At 59.8% G+C, this 14,684-nt stretch carries 14 protein-coding genes and 1 riboswitch; of the genes, 7 read left to right on the top strand and 7 right to left on the bottom strand.

Annotation, left to right across the window (positions count from 1 at the left end):
• From ACVWYY_RS05960 to hmpF, 3 genes are all read right to left on the bottom strand, one after another.
• The gene (locus ACVWYY_RS05960; RefSeq protein ID WP_457403287.1) at positions 1-1,002 is read right to left on the bottom strand and encodes a beta-ketoacyl-ACP synthase III; all 1,002 of its coding nucleotides are present in this window, start codon (positions 1,000-1,002) and stop codon (positions 1-3) included.
• Positions 989-2,113 (bottom strand): phosphate acyltransferase PlsX, encoded by a 1,125-nt coding sequence (gene plsX / locus ACVWYY_RS05965; RefSeq protein ID WP_457403288.1) that lies wholly within the window; start codon positions 2,111-2,113, stop codon positions 989-991. Before plsX ends, ACVWYY_RS05960 begins: the two co-directional genes overlap by 14 nt.
• Before the next feature lie 208 nt (positions 2,114-2,321).
• Positions 2,322-4,049, bottom strand: coding sequence for a pilus motility taxis protein HmpF (hmpF, locus tag ACVWYY_RS05970; protein ID WP_457403289.1), 1,728 nt, complete (start codon positions 4,047-4,049; stop codon positions 2,322-2,324).
• Between the two features lie 263 nt (positions 4,050-4,312).
• On the opposite strand from hmpF, the gene trpC reads away from it, so the two are divergent.
• The 6 genes from trpC to ACVWYY_RS06000 all read left to right on the top strand — a co-directional run bounded on the left by trpC (position 4,313) and on the right by ACVWYY_RS06000 (position 10,546).
• Complete coding sequence (trpC, locus tag ACVWYY_RS05975; protein WP_457403291.1) at positions 4,313-5,233, top strand: indole-3-glycerol phosphate synthase TrpC; 921 nt, start codon at positions 4,313-4,315, stop codon at positions 5,231-5,233.
• A gap of 63 nt (positions 5,234-5,296) precedes the next feature.
• Positions 5,297-5,536 (top strand): DUF5340 domain-containing protein, encoded by a 240-nt coding sequence (locus ACVWYY_RS05980; RefSeq protein WP_041436722.1) that lies wholly within the window; start codon positions 5,297-5,299, stop codon positions 5,534-5,536.
• Positions 5,537-5,595: 59 nt separating this feature from the next.
• Positions 5,596-5,790, top strand: coding sequence for a heavy-metal-associated domain-containing protein (locus ACVWYY_RS05985; protein ID WP_099813329.1), 195 nt, complete (start codon positions 5,596-5,598; stop codon positions 5,788-5,790).
• A 112-nt stretch (positions 5,791-5,902) separates the two neighbouring features.
• Positions 5,903-8,218 (top strand): heavy metal translocating P-type ATPase, encoded by a 2,316-nt coding sequence (locus tag ACVWYY_RS05990; RefSeq protein WP_457403293.1) that lies wholly within the window; start codon positions 5,903-5,905, stop codon positions 8,216-8,218.
• A gap of 127 nt (positions 8,219-8,345) precedes the next feature.
• A riboswitch (cobalamin riboswitch) is annotated at positions 8,346-8,481 on the top strand.
• Between the two features lie 30 nt (positions 8,482-8,511).
• Positions 8,512-9,555: a sirohydrochlorin chelatase gene (locus ACVWYY_RS05995; RefSeq protein ID WP_457403294.1), complete on the top strand. Its 1,044-nt coding sequence runs from the start codon at positions 8,512-8,514 to the stop codon at positions 9,553-9,555.
• Between the two features lie 97 nt (positions 9,556-9,652).
• Positions 9,653-10,546: a hypothetical protein gene (locus ACVWYY_RS06000; protein WP_457439860.1), complete on the top strand. Its 894-nt coding sequence runs from the start codon at positions 9,653-9,655 to the stop codon at positions 10,544-10,546.
• An 8-nt stretch (positions 10,547-10,554) separates the two neighbouring features.
• Here ACVWYY_RS06000 and ACVWYY_RS06005 read toward each other — a convergent pair whose 3' ends face one another.
• Genes ACVWYY_RS06005 through obgE form a run of 4 tightly spaced genes read right to left on the bottom strand, consistent with a single transcriptional unit; the run spans position 10,555 to position 13,438 of the window.
• Positions 10,555-11,172, bottom strand: coding sequence for a PAP/fibrillin family protein (locus tag ACVWYY_RS06005; protein WP_414357585.1), 618 nt, complete (start codon positions 11,170-11,172; stop codon positions 10,555-10,557).
• Positions 11,173-11,227: 55 nt separating this feature from the next.
• Entirely contained in the window at positions 11,228-11,941 is a 714-nt protein-coding gene (locus ACVWYY_RS06010) for an L-threonylcarbamoyladenylate synthase (protein WP_457439862.1), read from the bottom strand.
• 18 nt (positions 11,942-11,959) lie between these two features.
• A complete protein-coding gene (locus tag ACVWYY_RS06015) occupies positions 11,960-12,334 on the bottom strand; it encodes a hypothetical protein (protein WP_238376778.1) in 375 nt (124 codons plus the stop codon).
• A 60-nt stretch (positions 12,335-12,394) separates the two neighbouring features.
• Positions 12,395-13,438, bottom strand: a complete 1,044-nt coding sequence (gene obgE / locus ACVWYY_RS06020) for a GTPase ObgE (RefSeq protein WP_457439865.1) — start codon at positions 13,436-13,438, stop codon at positions 12,395-12,397.
• 195 nt (positions 13,439-13,633) lie between these two features.
• Between obgE and ACVWYY_RS06025 the strand changes: the two genes are divergently transcribed.
• Positions 13,634-14,602 carry a 30S ribosomal protein S1 gene (locus ACVWYY_RS06025; protein ID WP_011433921.1) on the top strand — a complete coding sequence of 323 codons (969 nt, stop codon included), beginning with the start codon at positions 13,634-13,636 and terminating at the stop codon, positions 14,600-14,602.
• The last annotated feature ends 82 nt before the right edge of the window (positions 14,603-14,684 follow it).

Raw genomic sequence — 14,684 nt, forward strand, 5'->3', positions numbered from 1 at the left:
TCATTTCCCCCAACGAAACACAATCGCCCCCCAGGTAAGGCCGGCGCCAAAGCCCGCCATCACCCCCAGATCGCCGGCGCCAAAGCGTCCCTGCTCGATCCAAGTGGCCAAGGCAATCGGCACCGAAGCGCCCGAGGTGTTGCCGTAATGCTCTAAGACGCTGGCCACCCGCTGCGGATCCAGTTGCAAACGCTTGGCTACCGCATCGAGAATGCGCTGGTTGGCCTGATGAATAAAATATCCCTGTACTGCTTCCGCCGGGATCCCAGCCCGAAAGAGAGCCTTCTCGATGATCTCCGGCACCGCCTGGACGGCAAACTTGTACACCTCGCGGCCATTCATGGTGATGGGGCAGCAGCGATACTGCCCCACCTGCAGGGATCTCACCAGGGGCTTGGCCTCTGTAGCCATGGACAAGCTGAGCAGCTGGCTGCCACTGCCATCGCTGCGCAGCTCAATGCTGAGGATCCCGCCGGTTTCCCCCGCCTCCAGAACCACCGCCCCGGCCCCATCTCCAAACAAGACACAGGTGGTGCGATCTGCCCAGTCCACCGTGCGGGAGAGCACATCCGCCGCCACCACCAAGGCCCGCCGGTACAGCCCGGTTTGCAAAAACTGCGCTGCCGTGGCCACTGCAAAGACAAAGCCTGTGCAGGCTGCCGTCAGATCAAAAGCCACCGCCCGCGTTGCTCCCAGAGCTGCCTGCACCTGAGGGGCCGAGCCAAACCGATCGACACCGGTGGAAGTGGCCAGCAGGATCAAATCCAGGTCTTGAGGCAAGATCCCGGCCTGAGCCAAAGCGGCCTTGGCTGCCTGGACCGCCAAATCCACCAAGCTCAGCTCAGGGGGCAGAATGCGCCGCTGACGAATGCCGGTGCGGGGCCAGATCCATTCGTCGGAAGTTTCGACGATCTGGCCGAGATCGTCGTTGCTCAGGCAGGGATCCGGCAGGGCAGCCCCTGCCCCCACCAGCCGCACGGTCGGGAGGCTATGGCTGGGCATCTTCCACGGGTTCGGGACAGCGGGAGGAAGTCCTTTCCAGGGATCCCAACGGCAAGACTTCCGGGCCAGAGCCAGAGTAGACCTGAAGGGGCCGGGTGCGCCGCCTGGGGTTGGATTCAGGTTCGCGAGGGTCAACCATTTCCGCCTGCAGCCGCTGTAGGATTTTCTGTTCTGCCGCCTCTTTGGCCAGGCGAATGGCGTGGTAGACCATCGGCGCCTTGGAGCTGCCGTGGGTAATCACGCAGATGCCGTTGACGCCGAGCAGCAAAGCACCGCCATACTCCACGTAGTCCATGCGCCGCTTTACCTGCTTGAGGTTGGGCCGGAGCAGCCAGCAGCCCAACTTGCCGCGCCAGCCGCGGGGCAGCTCCTCCCGCAGCACCTGGGTGATCACCTGGCCAACACTTTCGGCAAACTTGAGGAGGGCATTGCCCACAAAGCCGTCACACACCACCACATCAAACTCCCCGGTCAGCACATCCCGCCCCTCGGCATTGCCGGCGAAATGGATCCCTGGCAACTGGGCCAGACGCTGGTGGGTGGCCAGAGCCAAATCATTGCCCTTGTTGGGCTCCTCGCCGATGTTGAGCAGGCCCACCCGCGGACGCTCGATCCCCAGCACGCACTGGCAGTAGAGGGATCCCATGCGGGCAAACTGCTCCAAAAAGCGGGGCCGGCAATCCACATTGGCCCCCACATCCAGCAGCAGCACCGGCTTGCCTTTCAAAGTGGGCAAAAGAGCGCCAATGGCCGGGCGATCGATCCCTGCCAGCCGGCCCAAATTCAGGTAGGCCGCAGCCATCGCTGCTCCGGTATTCCCGGCGGCCACCACGGCATCCGCTTGGTTGGAGCGCACCTGTTGCATCGAGATGTTGATGGAGGCTTTGGGCTTTTTGCGCACCATCAGCGGCTCTTCCGCCATGCCCACATCCTCTTCGGCAGGCACAATGGTGATCCCAGCAGGCAAGGGTTGGGGCAGAAAGGGCTTGAGGGAATCTGGACGACCGACTAGTGCAATCCCGACCCGGAGCTGCCGATGGGCCAGCAGGGCGCCCTTGATGATCTCTTCGGGAGCGTAGTCACCCCCCATCGCATCGACCGCAATTCGCACAAGCTGACCTCACACTGGAATATCCTTGGCAACTGCAAGCAGGAAGCGGGGCAAAACGCACTAACCTCTGCAGTCCCCTCGCCCGAGAATTGGGAGCCCCAGTGGCTGCAGGGTGCTAGCGAATTTTACCAGATTTGTTTTCCTCAATTAAGGCCGTAGTTCCGCTTGCGCCGGTTCTCCCCACCCCCCACAGGAAACGTGAACTCCCTCACGCCTGCGCGAGGGTAGCCAAGAGAGAGTGTACCTGCTGGACGTGGTCGCGTGCGGTGGAGTTTCTGGCTTGGTGTTGGCTCAGCTCCGTCTCCAACTGCGCCAATTCTCCCGCCAACGCTGCCCACCGATCCCGCTCTGGGTAGAGGGTGGCCTGCAGGTGATTGAGGCGACCCCAGGTTTCTGCCATGGCCTGGGCGCGCGCCCGCAGGGATCCCTCCTCTTGCTCCAGGTGTTGCCACTGCTGCTCCAATTCCTGCCGTTGGCGGGCGAGCTGCTCCTGCTGAGAAGGCAAGGACGATTCCAGTTGTTGAATGAGGGTTTGCAGACGACCTTTTTCTTGGAGAAGATCCTGCTTCTGGCTGCCGATCTGTTCCAGGAGCGGCCCAATATCGACCTGAACCGGGGCAGCAGCTTGATTTTGCAGCTGTCTAAGGCGGGCTTCCTGGCGGGTCAACTCTTCATACTCTCGCTGCAGGTTTTTTTCCTGAGGCAGCAGGGCTTCTTCCAAAGCACTGCAGGCAGACTGGGCATAGTCGATATCCATCTCGATGTCAAACCGCTCCTCTGGAGAGGCGGTGGCCAGCCGCTCTTGCAGCTCCCGCAGGGTTTGCCGGTTTTGCTCCAGTTCGGCCCGCTGCTGGCTGACCTGGGCCGCCCGCTGCTCGTAATCTCGGCGCAGTTGGCTGACCAAAGCCGCCAGCTCCTCGACCGAGATCGCCGGCTCCCCAGCCCTGCCGTTGCTGCTGCCATCGACGATAAAGTCGTACTCCTGCACCAGACGAGAGGCTTTCTGGTATAGGCTCTCTTGAGATTGCAGCTGCTGGAGAATCCTCTGCAGGTGCTCTTGATGGGCTCGCAGGGATCCCCGTCGAGTTTGCCACTCTGCTTGGCTTTGCTCCAGGGATTGTCGGGATCCCCACCAAGCGGTGTGGCGTTCTTGCCAAGCGCGGTAGTCTCGATCCAGCTCGTCTTGCCGGGCCTGGGCCTGCTGACGTTCTGCTTCCAGTTGGGCAATCTGTTGATTCAAGTGCTCCTGCTGCTGCTGAATGTGGCTTTTCAAGCTTTGCAGAAGCGCCAAGGGATCCCCAGCCGGATGTAGAGTCTCCTGGAGCTGCTGCACCAAAGCCTGTAGCTGCGCTGCTTCTGCCTCCCCCAAGCGGCTGGAGCGAGCTTCTTGCAACTGGGCTTCCAACTCTTGCCGCTGCCGATTCAGAGCTTCCCGCTGCTCTCCGAGCAGGCGCTGTTGTTCAGCCAAGTAAGCTTGCTGGGCTGCCAGTTCCTCTTTGAGGCTGTCCAGAAGTTTGCGATCTTCCTCCACACTCTTGTATTGCTCATACAGCCGCTGCACCTCTTCTTCCTGGGCTGCTAGCTCCATCTCGCGGCGGGTAAGCTCATGCGCCTGAAAGGTGAGGGACTGTTTCCAAACCTCGATCTCCTCTTCCTGGCTGCGGGCTCTGAGCTGAAGTTGGCTGAAGTTTTGCAGATAGGTCACCAGTTGGCGAGCGGCTTCGCTGATGCGGGCGACCTGACGGTTGCCGGAGATTTCCGCCAGCACCAATGACCCATCCTTGAAGCGCCCAGCCTCCTGGGCGATGCGGCCTTCCAAGGTAATGGATTCTTCGTTCACGGCCACCCAGGTATTGTCCTGCTGCTGCTTGGCCAGCAATTGCAGAGACGACTTGGCAAATCCAATCGGCTTGGATAGCTCTGCTAGGTACAGCACGCCTGAACTCCTCTAAAACAGCATGGACAGGACCAGCCTTGACCCCACCGAGCCACTGCCCCTGGCCGGGGAAAAATGGACGGCCGCCAGAACATGGCTCGCCGAGGCGCACAAAGACTACACCACCTTTCTAGACTCAACCATAGGGTAAAAAAAACGCCTTCGCCAGATGAGTTTTGGGGATGCCTGGGGTAGCTATTCAAACCGGTGGCGGAGCACTAAGGTAGTCTAGGGTGTGGTGTAGGGTTCTGCTCAGGGTTTGTATGGAGCTGCAAGGTGAGCCGCTTTCTATTCGTCGGCGTTCTCCTGCCCCGCCGGTGGTCGTAGCCTCTCAGGTGTACCAGACAACAGCGCCGGAAGCCAAGCCGCGCCACATTTTGGAAGAGATCGTCTGGCACAAAGAACAGGAGGTGGAGCGCCAACGGGAGCAGCTTCCCCTGAAGCAATTGCAACGGCAACTGGATCAAGCCCCGCCGGTGCGGGATTTTGTGGCGGCTCTTACCCAGTCGCCTCACCCTGTTTCCTTGATTGCCGAGGTCAAAAAAGCCTCCCCCAGCCGCGGCGTTCTCCGGGATCCCTTTGACCCGGTAGCCATTGCCCAGAGCTATGAAGCCGGTGGGGCCAGTTGCCTCTCGGTGCTCACAGATGAGCGGTTCTTTCAGGGCAGCGGCGAGTATCTGCGCCGGATCCGTCAGGCAGTAGGGATCCCCATCCTCTGCAAGGAGTTCATCCTCTACCCCTACCAAATCCTCTGGGCCCGCAGCCTGGGGGCAGATGCGGTGCTCTTGATTGCCGCCATTCTCTCGGATGCGGATTTGGGCTACTTTCTCAAGCTGATTCGGCAATTGGGCATGGCGGCTCTGCTGGAGGTGCACACTTCCCAAGAGTTGCAGCGGGTGTTGCGTTTGCCTCAACTGCAAGACTCCAGGGGGCAGGTGCTCATTGGCATCAACAATCGCGATCTGAGAACCTTTGCGGTGGACTTAAACACAACGCGCAACCTGTTGGCCGCCCACTCGGAGCTCCTTGGCGATCTGCCTGTGGTCAGCGAGTCCGGCATCCATACCCCCGCCGATCTGCAGCAGTTGCGGGCCTGGGGGGTGCGCTCTGTGCTGGTGGGGGAAGCGCTGGTGACCCAGCCGGATCCCGGCCAAGCTGTGCGCCACCTGTTGTCATCTCAGTGAATGAAAACCATTTATCAATGGATCTCTGCGAGAACAATTGATCTCTAAGGATTGCTTGGATCGATGAAACGTATTCCTGTGCCGGCTCATATCCACTACGAATTTCTGCTGCGGGTGTTGGAGCGGCAAACCTTTCCGGCAGTGGAAGAACAGGATTTTGGCAACCGAGGCCGCACGCAAGAGCTGATCAACTCCCTGCGCAAAGCCCTCACCCAACAGGTGCAACTGGAGGAAGAGTGGCGACAGCGGGGCTATCAGGTGGACTACCGCTGGAATATGGACGAGCCTCAGCCTCCCTCTTGACCTTCCAGCCCACTGTAAGGTTTAGCATCCTTTCAGTGGCATTGGGGGGGTTTTCCAAGATGCAGGTTGTTTTGACGGTGCCCAAGCTGGCCTGTGGGGCCTGTATAGACACCATTGCGCAAGCGGTGCGGCAACTGGATCCCCAGGCGCAGGTGGAAGGGGATCCCAAAACCAAACAGGTGCGGATTACTTCTGAGCGGCCTGTGGGCGATTTGCGGCAGGCCCTCACCCAGGTGGGATATCCCCCGGCCTAGTCAAGGCTGGGTCGAGAACGGTCGGGCGTCTGTTTTGAATTCCTGTACAGATGGCTGCCTTCGCCCTGCCCAGGGTGGAGAGTAGCTGTCGTTTCATCAACAAGGTGTTGCCATGCCTGCCCCTGAAAAGTCATCGGCTGCACTATCGGCCTCTGCGCCTTCTCCTGAGGGCACTTGGCAGTTGGCCCTGCAAGGGATGAGCTGTGCCTCCTGCGCCCGCAGCATCGAACAGGCCCTCGCTCAGGTGCAGGGGGTGTCCCACGGATCAGTGAATTTTGCCAGCGAGCAGGCCACCGTCAAAGGGGATCCCAGGCTGGTGGATCCGCAGGCGTTGATTCGGGCGGTGGAGCGGGCGGGGTATCGGGCGCGCCTTATCCAGGAGGATTGGCAGCTGGACGATCTGTCGGATCCAGAGCGGATCGCCCAACGGGCCGCAGAACGGGAACTGAAGCTCAAGGTGGCGATAGGGGTGGGCATCAGCACGGTGCTGGTGATCGGATCCCTGCCGATGATGCTGGGGATGGACATCCCGGGCTTTCCCATGTGGCTGCACAATCCTGGGTTGCAGTTGCTGCTGACGGCTCCGGTGCAGTTTTGGGTGGGCAAGCATTTTTATCGAGGCGCTTGGGCCGCTTGGCAACGGCGTTCGGCGGATATGAACACGCTGGTGGCCTTAGGGACGAGCGCGGCTTTCTTCTATTCCATTTTCCCAACGGTTTTCCCCGACTCTTTCCATCGGCAGGGACTGCATCCCGATGTGTATTACGAAGTGTCGGCGGTGGTCACCACCCTGATTCTGGTGGGTAAGTGGATGGAGCAACGGGCCAAAAGGCAAACCTCTGAGGCCATTCGCAAGCTGATCGGGCTGCAACCGAAAACGGCAAGGGTAATTCGCCATGGGGTGGAGCAGGATATTCCGATTCGGGAAGTGCAGGTGGGGGATCGGATCCGGGTGCGCCCCGGCGAGAAGGTGCCGGTGGATGGGGTAATCCTAGAGGGATCCTCCACCCTCGACGAGTCGATGGTGACCGGCGAGAGCCTGCCTGTACTCAAGTCGGCGGGGGATGAGGTGATTGGGGCAACGCTGAATCAGACGGGCAGCTTTGTGATGGAGGCGCGGCGGGTGGGCAAAGACACAGTTCTGGCCCAGATCGTGCGCCTGGTGCAGGAAGCTCAGGGATCCAAAGCCCCAATTCAACAGGTGGCGGATCGGGTGACTGCCTGGTTTGTGCCGGCAGTGATCGGGGTGGCAGTTCTAACTTTTGTGCTCTGGTGGGTGTTGGCGGACAACCTGACGCTGGCCTTGGTGAACACGATTGGGGTGCTGATCATCGCCTGCCCTTGCGCGCTGGGGTTGGCAACCCCCACCTCGATCCTGGTGGCCACGGGACGAGGGGCAGAATTGGGGATCCTGGTGAAAAGTGCCGACAGCCTGGAATTGGCCCACCACTTGCGCACGGTGGTCTTGGACAAAACCGGCACCCTGACCGAAGGTCGCCCTACCGTCACCGATATTTGGGCTAATGGCTCCTCTCCCCTGACGGTGTTGCGCCTGGCAGCGGCAGTAGAGCGGCACTCGGAACACCCTTTGGCCCAGGCGGTGGTGCAGAAAGCCGAAGCCGAAAAAATTGTGATCCCTCCTGCCTGGCACTTTCAGGCAAGGGTAGGCAGTGGGGCAGAAGCCTGGGTGGAAGACCAGTGGATCCGCATCGGTCGGCTGAGCTGGCTACAGGAGATGGGGATCCCTTGGGATCCCTCTTGGTCAGAGCGGGTTCAGAATTGGGAAAGCCAGGGCAAAACGGTGATCGGCGTAGCCCAATCCCAGAGCCTGGTGGGGCTGCTGGCCATTGCCGATCCGCTCAAACCCACCTCTCCTGAGGCAGTGCAACAGCTGCAACAGATGGGTCTAGAGGTGATCCTGCTAACCGGGGATAACCCCACCACGGCCCAAGCGGTTGCCCGGCAGGCAGGCATTCAGCGGGTAATTGCCCAAGTCCGTCCGGATCAGAAGGCCGCTTACATACGCAGCCTAAGACAACCGCGACGGCGGGTGGCGATGGTGGGAGATGGCATTAACGATGCTCCGGCTCTGGCAGAAGCGGATGTGGGGATCGCCATCGTTACGGGTACGGATGTGGCAATGGCCGCCAGCGATATTACCCTCATGTCGGGAGATCTGCGGGGAGTCGCCACTGCCATTCAACTCAGCCGGGCCACCCTCAACAACATCCGCCAGAACCTCTTCTTCGCCTTTATCTACAATACGCTGGGGATCCCGATTGCCGCTGGGGCGCTCTATCCCTTTACAGGCTGGCTGCTCAACCCCATGCTGGCGGGGGCAGCCATGGCCCTGAGTTCCGTTTCGGTGGTCGCCAATGCCCTGCGCCTGCGACACTTTCAGCCCCCCAGACCAGCGGGCCGGCGTTAGGCCCTCTCCCAGGGGCAAGGGGGATTAGCGCGGCAACAGTTTTGCTGCCCTTTGAGCATGAGTCTGCCGTACCGCTCATGCCTCAGGGCTATCTTCTGGCAGGCAAGAACATCCCCCCCGGGAGCTTGGTGAATGGCAAGCGGCAAGCTAACCTAAAAGGCTCAGGCAGACTGGGGAAAGCGCGGTGCAAGTCCGCCACTGTGACGCAACTGTGATGGGATCCCTCCCTCAGCCAGAACACCCACCTGCCGTTGTCCTGTACCCCTTGCGATTCACAAGGAACGGAGTTTTTTGTGTTGAATACCCTCAGTGTTTCCCCTCCCCTTTCGGTTGGGCAGCTTGCTTCTCCTTCATTGCCCCTATTGCTTATCGGCCACGGATCCCGCGACCCTGAAGGGCGGCAAGCCTTTCTGGAGTTGGCCCAAGTCTACCAATCCCTCACTCCCCATCGACCGGTGATCCCTTGTTTTCTGGAGCTGACCCAGCCAACCATTGCCCAGGGGGTAGAGCAGTGCTTGGCCCAAGGGTGGCAGGAGATCGTGGCCCTGCCGCTGTTGCTGTTTGGGGCCCGCCACAACAAGTTCGATGTGACGATGGAATTGGATCGCCTGCAGGCCCTCTATCCCCAGTTGCGCATTCGTTACGGTGGGCCGCTGGGGATCCGCATCGAGATCCTGCAACTGCTGCGAGACCGATTGGCTGCTCTGATAGCTGCCCAACCGCAGCGGATCCCAGAAGCAGAAACCGTGCTCCTGTTTGTGGGTCGCGGCTCCAGCGATCCCGAGGCCAATGCCGAAGCCTGTAAACTGGCCCGGTTGCTTTGGGAAGGATCTGGGTTTGCCGCTGTGGAAACTTGCTTTATCGGCATTACCCATCCCCGCCTGCCCGTGGGATTGGAGCGGGCCTTGTCCTGGCAGCCGCGCCGGGTGATCGTGCTGCCCTACTTTCTGTTTACGGGGGTGTTGGTGAAAAAAATCGAGGCGGCAGTGGAGAAACAACGACAACGACAGCCGGAAATCGACTGGCTGATGCTGCCGGAATTGGGCCTTGTGGATACGGTGCTGCACAGCCTGCAGCAACTGGAGCAGGAAGCCCTGCAGGGCCAAACCCCGATGAACTGCCACCTGTGCAAGTTTCGCCTGGCCGTGAGCGCAGAGGTCAGAGCTGGGCATACCCATCACCATCCTCACGAGCATCATCACCACCATCACGGGCACGGATCCCATCACCACCCTCATTCTCACCATCACCCTCAGCACGGCCACACCCACGCAGCGGCTGGGGATCCCTGGGCCCAATTAGAGGGCTACCACCAACGGGCTTGGCAGGTGCCCTAAGAGGGAAACAGAGGCTGCTGGCGGGATAAACTGAGTGCAGACAGGCCATTTTTGAACCTGGTTTTCCCGCTCTAGCGGTTGTGATGACGAAAAAACGATGATGCTCTCCCGCTCCTCTTGGGTTTCAGGTGCCGCTGCCGCGGGGAGCGGGATCTTTGTTTTCGCCCTGGTGGTGGGGCTGTTGGATCAGATCCTGCCAACCCTGCCCAGGGTTTCCTTATCCTTGGCCGGGATCCCTGGGATCCTGGCTGGAATTGGGTCTGCCTATGGGGTTTGGCGGGTGGTTCAGATGGGTCTGCAGTCGGGCTCCTGGACTGATTTTCGGGCCTCGCTGGTAGCGGCTCTGTCTCCCTTTGATCCCGCCGATTATGGCGGCAACCCTCGGCAACCCGAGGAGGATTCTCTCCCTTTGCAGTCGGTTGACGAGGATCCTCAAACCCAGATCCGCGATCGACAAATTCTTGATCAAGCTGAGCAGCAGACGGAAACTGAAACCGAAGTAAGCGAACACACTCAAGTAAGACTGCAGGGCGAGCAGCACCAGGATCAAGCTTCGCAGGCCAAGGCCCAACAGTTGCAGCCCCTACAAGAATTGTCATCACCTTCTTCCCCAAGCCCTGAGTCGGCAAAACCCACACCAGAGCCAGAGCTCAACCAAAAACTTCGCCAACTCCAGATGCAGGTCGCCACTCTGAAAATAGAACTGGAACTCCAAGAAATCCAACTGCAGCAGTTGGAGGTGAGGCGGACTCGGCTTCAGCAGCAGAAGCAGAAACTCAAGCACGTTCTGCGTCGCACGGCGTCCGAAAATCAAAGGCTGCGCTTCTTACAGGAGCAAAAAGCCCGGCAACTGGAGCAAACTCAGCAAGAGCTGCAAGCTTTGCGGGAGTCCTACCGCGCCTTGCAAGTTCTCCAGGAAATAGGCTTCACCCTAACCCAAAACCTATCTCACAAAATAGCCGAAACGGAACCCTCTAAGCCCTCCGGCTAGCCGAAGTCTCAACTCACCCGTTTCAGGACAAATACACTCCCCTCGCTGCCCCGGCCCATCCGCAAATCTTCATCCAAATAGGTGATATCCAGCCAGCCCGTTGGCTCGCGGCGGCGAATATCGATTTGAATAGCCGGGATCCGCTCCGGAGCCCGCTCGAGCAAATAGAGAAAACTCTCGATCTCGTAGCTCATCAAAGCTTGGGATCCGAACACCAATCGCTCGAAAATCACCCTCACCCGACGCTCCGATTCGGGGTAAAAGCGTGCCGATACCGCCAAGATTCCCCGTGGCACCCAAGCCCCCAGCCAGCCGGATCCCTGGATCTCCGCCACGTTGAAGACCCGTCCAGCCTTGGCCCGAATACACTGGTAGATCTCGCCGGTGGTCAAAAAAGGCAACTGTGCCAGCCGCAGCAGAGCTGTGCTCGTGGTAAATAGGGTGAGCCAGTTCCCCTCCAACCCTTCAGGAGCCGATGTTGGCTTGGGGGTGGGGTTGAGCGCTTCTAGGACGGCAATTTGAGACAAAATCTGGGCTTTTTGGTCAGGGGAAACTTTCCGGCCCCGGTCGGTCGCCTCCAGTAGGTGCAGCAGAGCCGATTTTTGCTGAGCCAGGGCCTCAGACATGGGCACACTCCGAAGGCACTGACCCTATTTTAGAGAACGCGGGATCCCTCTGCCCTTAACCGTCTTCTCCCACCAGTTTCAGGTTCAGATCTGCCACCTGCTCATACCCTAGCCCGGCCCGCACCACCAGCGGCTCGGATCCAGTCAAATCGATTACCGTAGAGACCTTGGCCCGGCGGGGGGCATCGTCATCCAGCACCAGATCCACCTGTTTTTCCAACTGCCGCATTTCCTCAGCCGCAAAGATCCCACCCTCATCCCAGGGATCGCTCTCCCATTCCCAGGTTTGCCCAAAACTTAAGCCCAGGGATCCGACGGGATCCCCCCCCAGCTTGGCAGAGGTCGAGACAATTGGATTGCCCAACTCTTCCAGCAAAGCCTGACAAATGGCAGAATCGGGCACCCGGATGCCGGTGGTTTTCCGTTTGGGCTCCATCACCAACTTGGGCACCAGCTTGGTTGCTGGCAACAGAAACGTAAACGGGCCGGGGATCAGCCGCCGCATCAGTCGATAGGCTGAATCGGTGACCTGGGCATACTGGGCAATGCGCGAGAGAGAAGGACACAAGAAGGTGAGGGGTTTATCGTTGGAGAGGTGCTTGATGCGGCGTACCCGCTCCACTGCTTGTTTATGGGTCGCGTCGCAGCCAATGGCATAGACTGTATCGGTGGGGTAAAGCATCACCGCCCCCTCCCGCAAAGCCGCCGCAATCCGCCGGATGGAACGGGCCTGGGGCTGTTGCGGATGCAGCTTAAAGTACTCGGCCATCGGGCAGATGGGAAGAGGTCAAGACTGGGAGCAGCTACCCCCCAGGGGGTTTTCCACAAGAGGGCGGGGGGTCGGTGGCACCGACGCGGGCGGGGATCCCTGAGATTCGGGCCAGTCCTTCAGTTGTTGCATCAGGGCTTGGATGTGCAGACGGGGCAGATAGGGCCAGTCGCCCGCTTCTTCCAAATCTTGAAGCACCCGATACAGAGCTTGACGGGTATTGGGCAAAGACTCCCGAAAGGCACCTTCCAGGATCGCGCGGTGCAACTCCTCCAGCAGCCGCAGGAGCATCAGCAGCTCCACACACGCTCCCGCCCTCGCCTGAGCCGCCTGTTCAACAGCCAACATGATCTGACGCAAATCCGGTGGCAGATCCTCCGCCGAGATATACATGGCCACTCGTCTCTGGGTTCTGGGAAGGCAGGGGCTTTCCTATTCTAAGATTCTTCTGCCCTAGGACTGGATGGATTTTGCCCCCACAAGATCCAACCGCGCAGGCTGTTGGGATCCCCGACCCAGGCACTGCCACACCCGCTGCAAGAGGGCATCCAGCCCCTGCTTGGCAATCGCAGAAATGGTCACCACCGAAGTGCCGGCAGCAGCAGACAGCCTCTGGGCGCGCTCGGCAACCTGCTGGGGATCCAGAACATCGATCTTGTTCAAAACCAGGATTTGTGGCTTATCGATTAACCCGTGGCCGTAGGCGCGCAGCTCCTGCTGAATAACCTGGTAATCCTTGACGGGATCCGCCGCCGTGCCATCCACCAAATGAATCAGTACCCTGGTACGCTCCACATGGCGCAAAAACTCATGGCCCAGCCCCACCCCCAAGTGCGCCCCCTCGATCAGCCCCGGAATATCGGCAAACACCACCCCATCTCCCGATGGATGGGGCACCACCCCCAAATTGGGCTGCAACGTGGTGAAGGGGTAGTCAGCAATCTTGGGCCGGGCAGAGGAGACCACCGAAATCAGAGTGGACTTGCCCGCATTGGGCAGGCCGACAATGCCCACCTCGGCAATCAACTTCAGCTCCAGGCGCAGGCGCACCCGTTCTCCCGCTTCGCCCTTGGTGAATTGGCGGGGGGCGCGATTGTGGTTGCTCAAAAAATGGGCATTGCCTAAGCCGCCTTTGCCCCCACGGGCTACCAGCAATTGATCCCCCTTGCCCACCAGATCGCCCAACAATTCCCCCGTCTCCGCATTGAACACCACAGTACCGCAGGGCACCCGCACCAGCCGATCCGCACCACTGGCCCCGCTGCGATGGTTGGGCCCCCCTTTGGCCCCGTGTTCCGCTTTGATCACCGGTTGAAAGCGAAAATCCAACAGAGTTTGCAGGCCAGGATCTGCCACCAGGATCACTGAGCCGCCCCGCCCTCCATTGCCGCCGGATGGCCCCCCAGCCGGCACATACTTTTCACGGCGGAAGGCAACGATGCCATCTCCGCCATTCCCCCCTTGCACTTCAATTTCGGCTTGGTCGATAAAGTGCAATTGCTCTTCCTCCGAATCTTCTATCTTTCAGCTTGGCAAGATGCCGGGAAACTTGCCACAAAAGACGCTCCTCTAAGCTACGATGGTATTTCCCAGCCACATCCTCCCCAGGTGGGAAAGTGGAAGTGGGATCCTGCCAAACTCGATTGGCCTTCTACCCTTTATCCCGCGCAACTGATCTGTTACTGCACCCCTATGAGTCGATTCACTGCTGCCGATGTAGGTTTTACCACTGAAGACTTTGCCGCCCTTCTGGATAAGTACGACTATCACTTCAGCCCTGGCGAAATTGTGGCGGGTACAGTATTCTCGGTGGAGCCACGCGGTGCTTTGATCGATATTGGGGCCAAAACGGCTGCCTTTCTGCCGCTCCAGGAGATGTCGATTAGCCGCCTGGAAGACCCGCACGAGATGCTGCAGCCGGGAGAAACCCGCGAGTTTTTTATCCTCACCGAAGAAAACGAAGAGGGACAACTCACTCTTTCCATCCGTCGCATCGAGTACATGCGGGCCTGGGAACGGGTACGGCAGCTCCAGAAAGAAGATGCCACCGTTCGCTCAACCATTTTTGCTACCAACCGAGGTGGAGCCCTGGTGCGGATTGAGGGGCTGCGGGGCTTTATCCCCGGATCCCACATCAGCACCCGCAAGCCAAAAGAAGAGCTGGTGGGCGAAGAGCTGCCCCTGAAGTTTTTAGAGGTGGACGAAGACCGCAACCGCCTGGTGTTGAGCCATCGCCGCGCCTTGGTGGAGCGGAAGATGAACAAGCTGGAAGTGGGCGAGGTGGTGGTTGGCACGGTGCGGGGCATCAAGCCCTATGGTGCCTTTATCGATATTGGCGGCGTCTCCGGCCTGCTGCACATTTCCGAGATCTCCCACGATCATGTTGACACGCCCCACAGCGTCTTCAACGTCAACGACGAAGTGAAGGTGATGATCATCGATCTGGATGCGGAGCGGGGGCGGATCTCGCTGTCCACCAAGCAACTGGAGCCCAATCCCGGCGACATGATTCGGGATCCCAAGCTGGTTTACGAGAAGGCTGAGGAAATGGCAGCCAAGTACCGTGAGCAACTGCTGGCCGCTAAGCAAGGACAAGCGGCAGAGGCCCCACCGGAAGTGGTGGAAGAGGAGCTGGAATACGCGGCGACGGCTGTGGAATGATCACAAACTTTGCGTATTTCTGCCTGCTACAAGGCTTAGCTAGGCCGCCGAGAAGCCCGGCCCTCTCTCGCTTTAGCGGCGC

The organism is Thermostichus sp. MS-CIW-34, from assembly GCF_054060435.1.

What these genes read in the sequence shown, in the direction of transcription:
- ACVWYY_RS05960 (WP_457403287.1), bottom strand. Translation starts at nt 1,002, where the DNA reads ATGCCCAGCCATAGCCTCCCGACCGTGCGGCTGGTGGGGGCAGGGGCT.
- trpC (WP_457403291.1), top strand. Translation starts at nt 4,313, where the DNA reads ATGGAGCTGCAAGGTGAGCCGCTTTCTATTCGTCGGCGTTCTCCTGCC.
- ACVWYY_RS05980 (WP_041436722.1), top strand. Translation starts at nt 5,297, where the DNA reads ATGAAACGTATTCCTGTGCCGGCTCATATCCACTACGAATTTCTGCTG.
- ACVWYY_RS05985 (WP_099813329.1), top strand. Translation starts at nt 5,596, where the DNA reads ATGCAGGTTGTTTTGACGGTGCCCAAGCTGGCCTGTGGGGCCTGTATA.
- ACVWYY_RS05990 (WP_457403293.1), top strand. Translation starts at nt 5,903, where the DNA reads ATGCCTGCCCCTGAAAAGTCATCGGCTGCACTATCGGCCTCTGCGCCT.
- ACVWYY_RS06000 (WP_457439860.1), top strand. Translation starts at nt 9,653, where the DNA reads ATGATGCTCTCCCGCTCCTCTTGGGTTTCAGGTGCCGCTGCCGCGGGG.
- ACVWYY_RS06005 (WP_414357585.1), bottom strand. Translation starts at nt 11,172, where the DNA reads ATGTCTGAGGCCCTGGCTCAGCAAAAATCGGCTCTGCTGCACCTACTG.
- ACVWYY_RS06010 (WP_457439862.1), bottom strand. Translation starts at nt 11,941, where the DNA reads ATGGCCGAGTACTTTAAGCTGCATCCGCAACAGCCCCAGGCCCGTTCC.
- ACVWYY_RS06015 (WP_238376778.1), bottom strand. Translation starts at nt 12,334, where the DNA reads ATGTATATCTCGGCGGAGGATCTGCCACCGGATTTGCGTCAGATCATG.
- ACVWYY_RS06025 (WP_011433921.1), top strand. Translation starts at nt 13,634, where the DNA reads ATGAGTCGATTCACTGCTGCCGATGTAGGTTTTACCACTGAAGACTTT.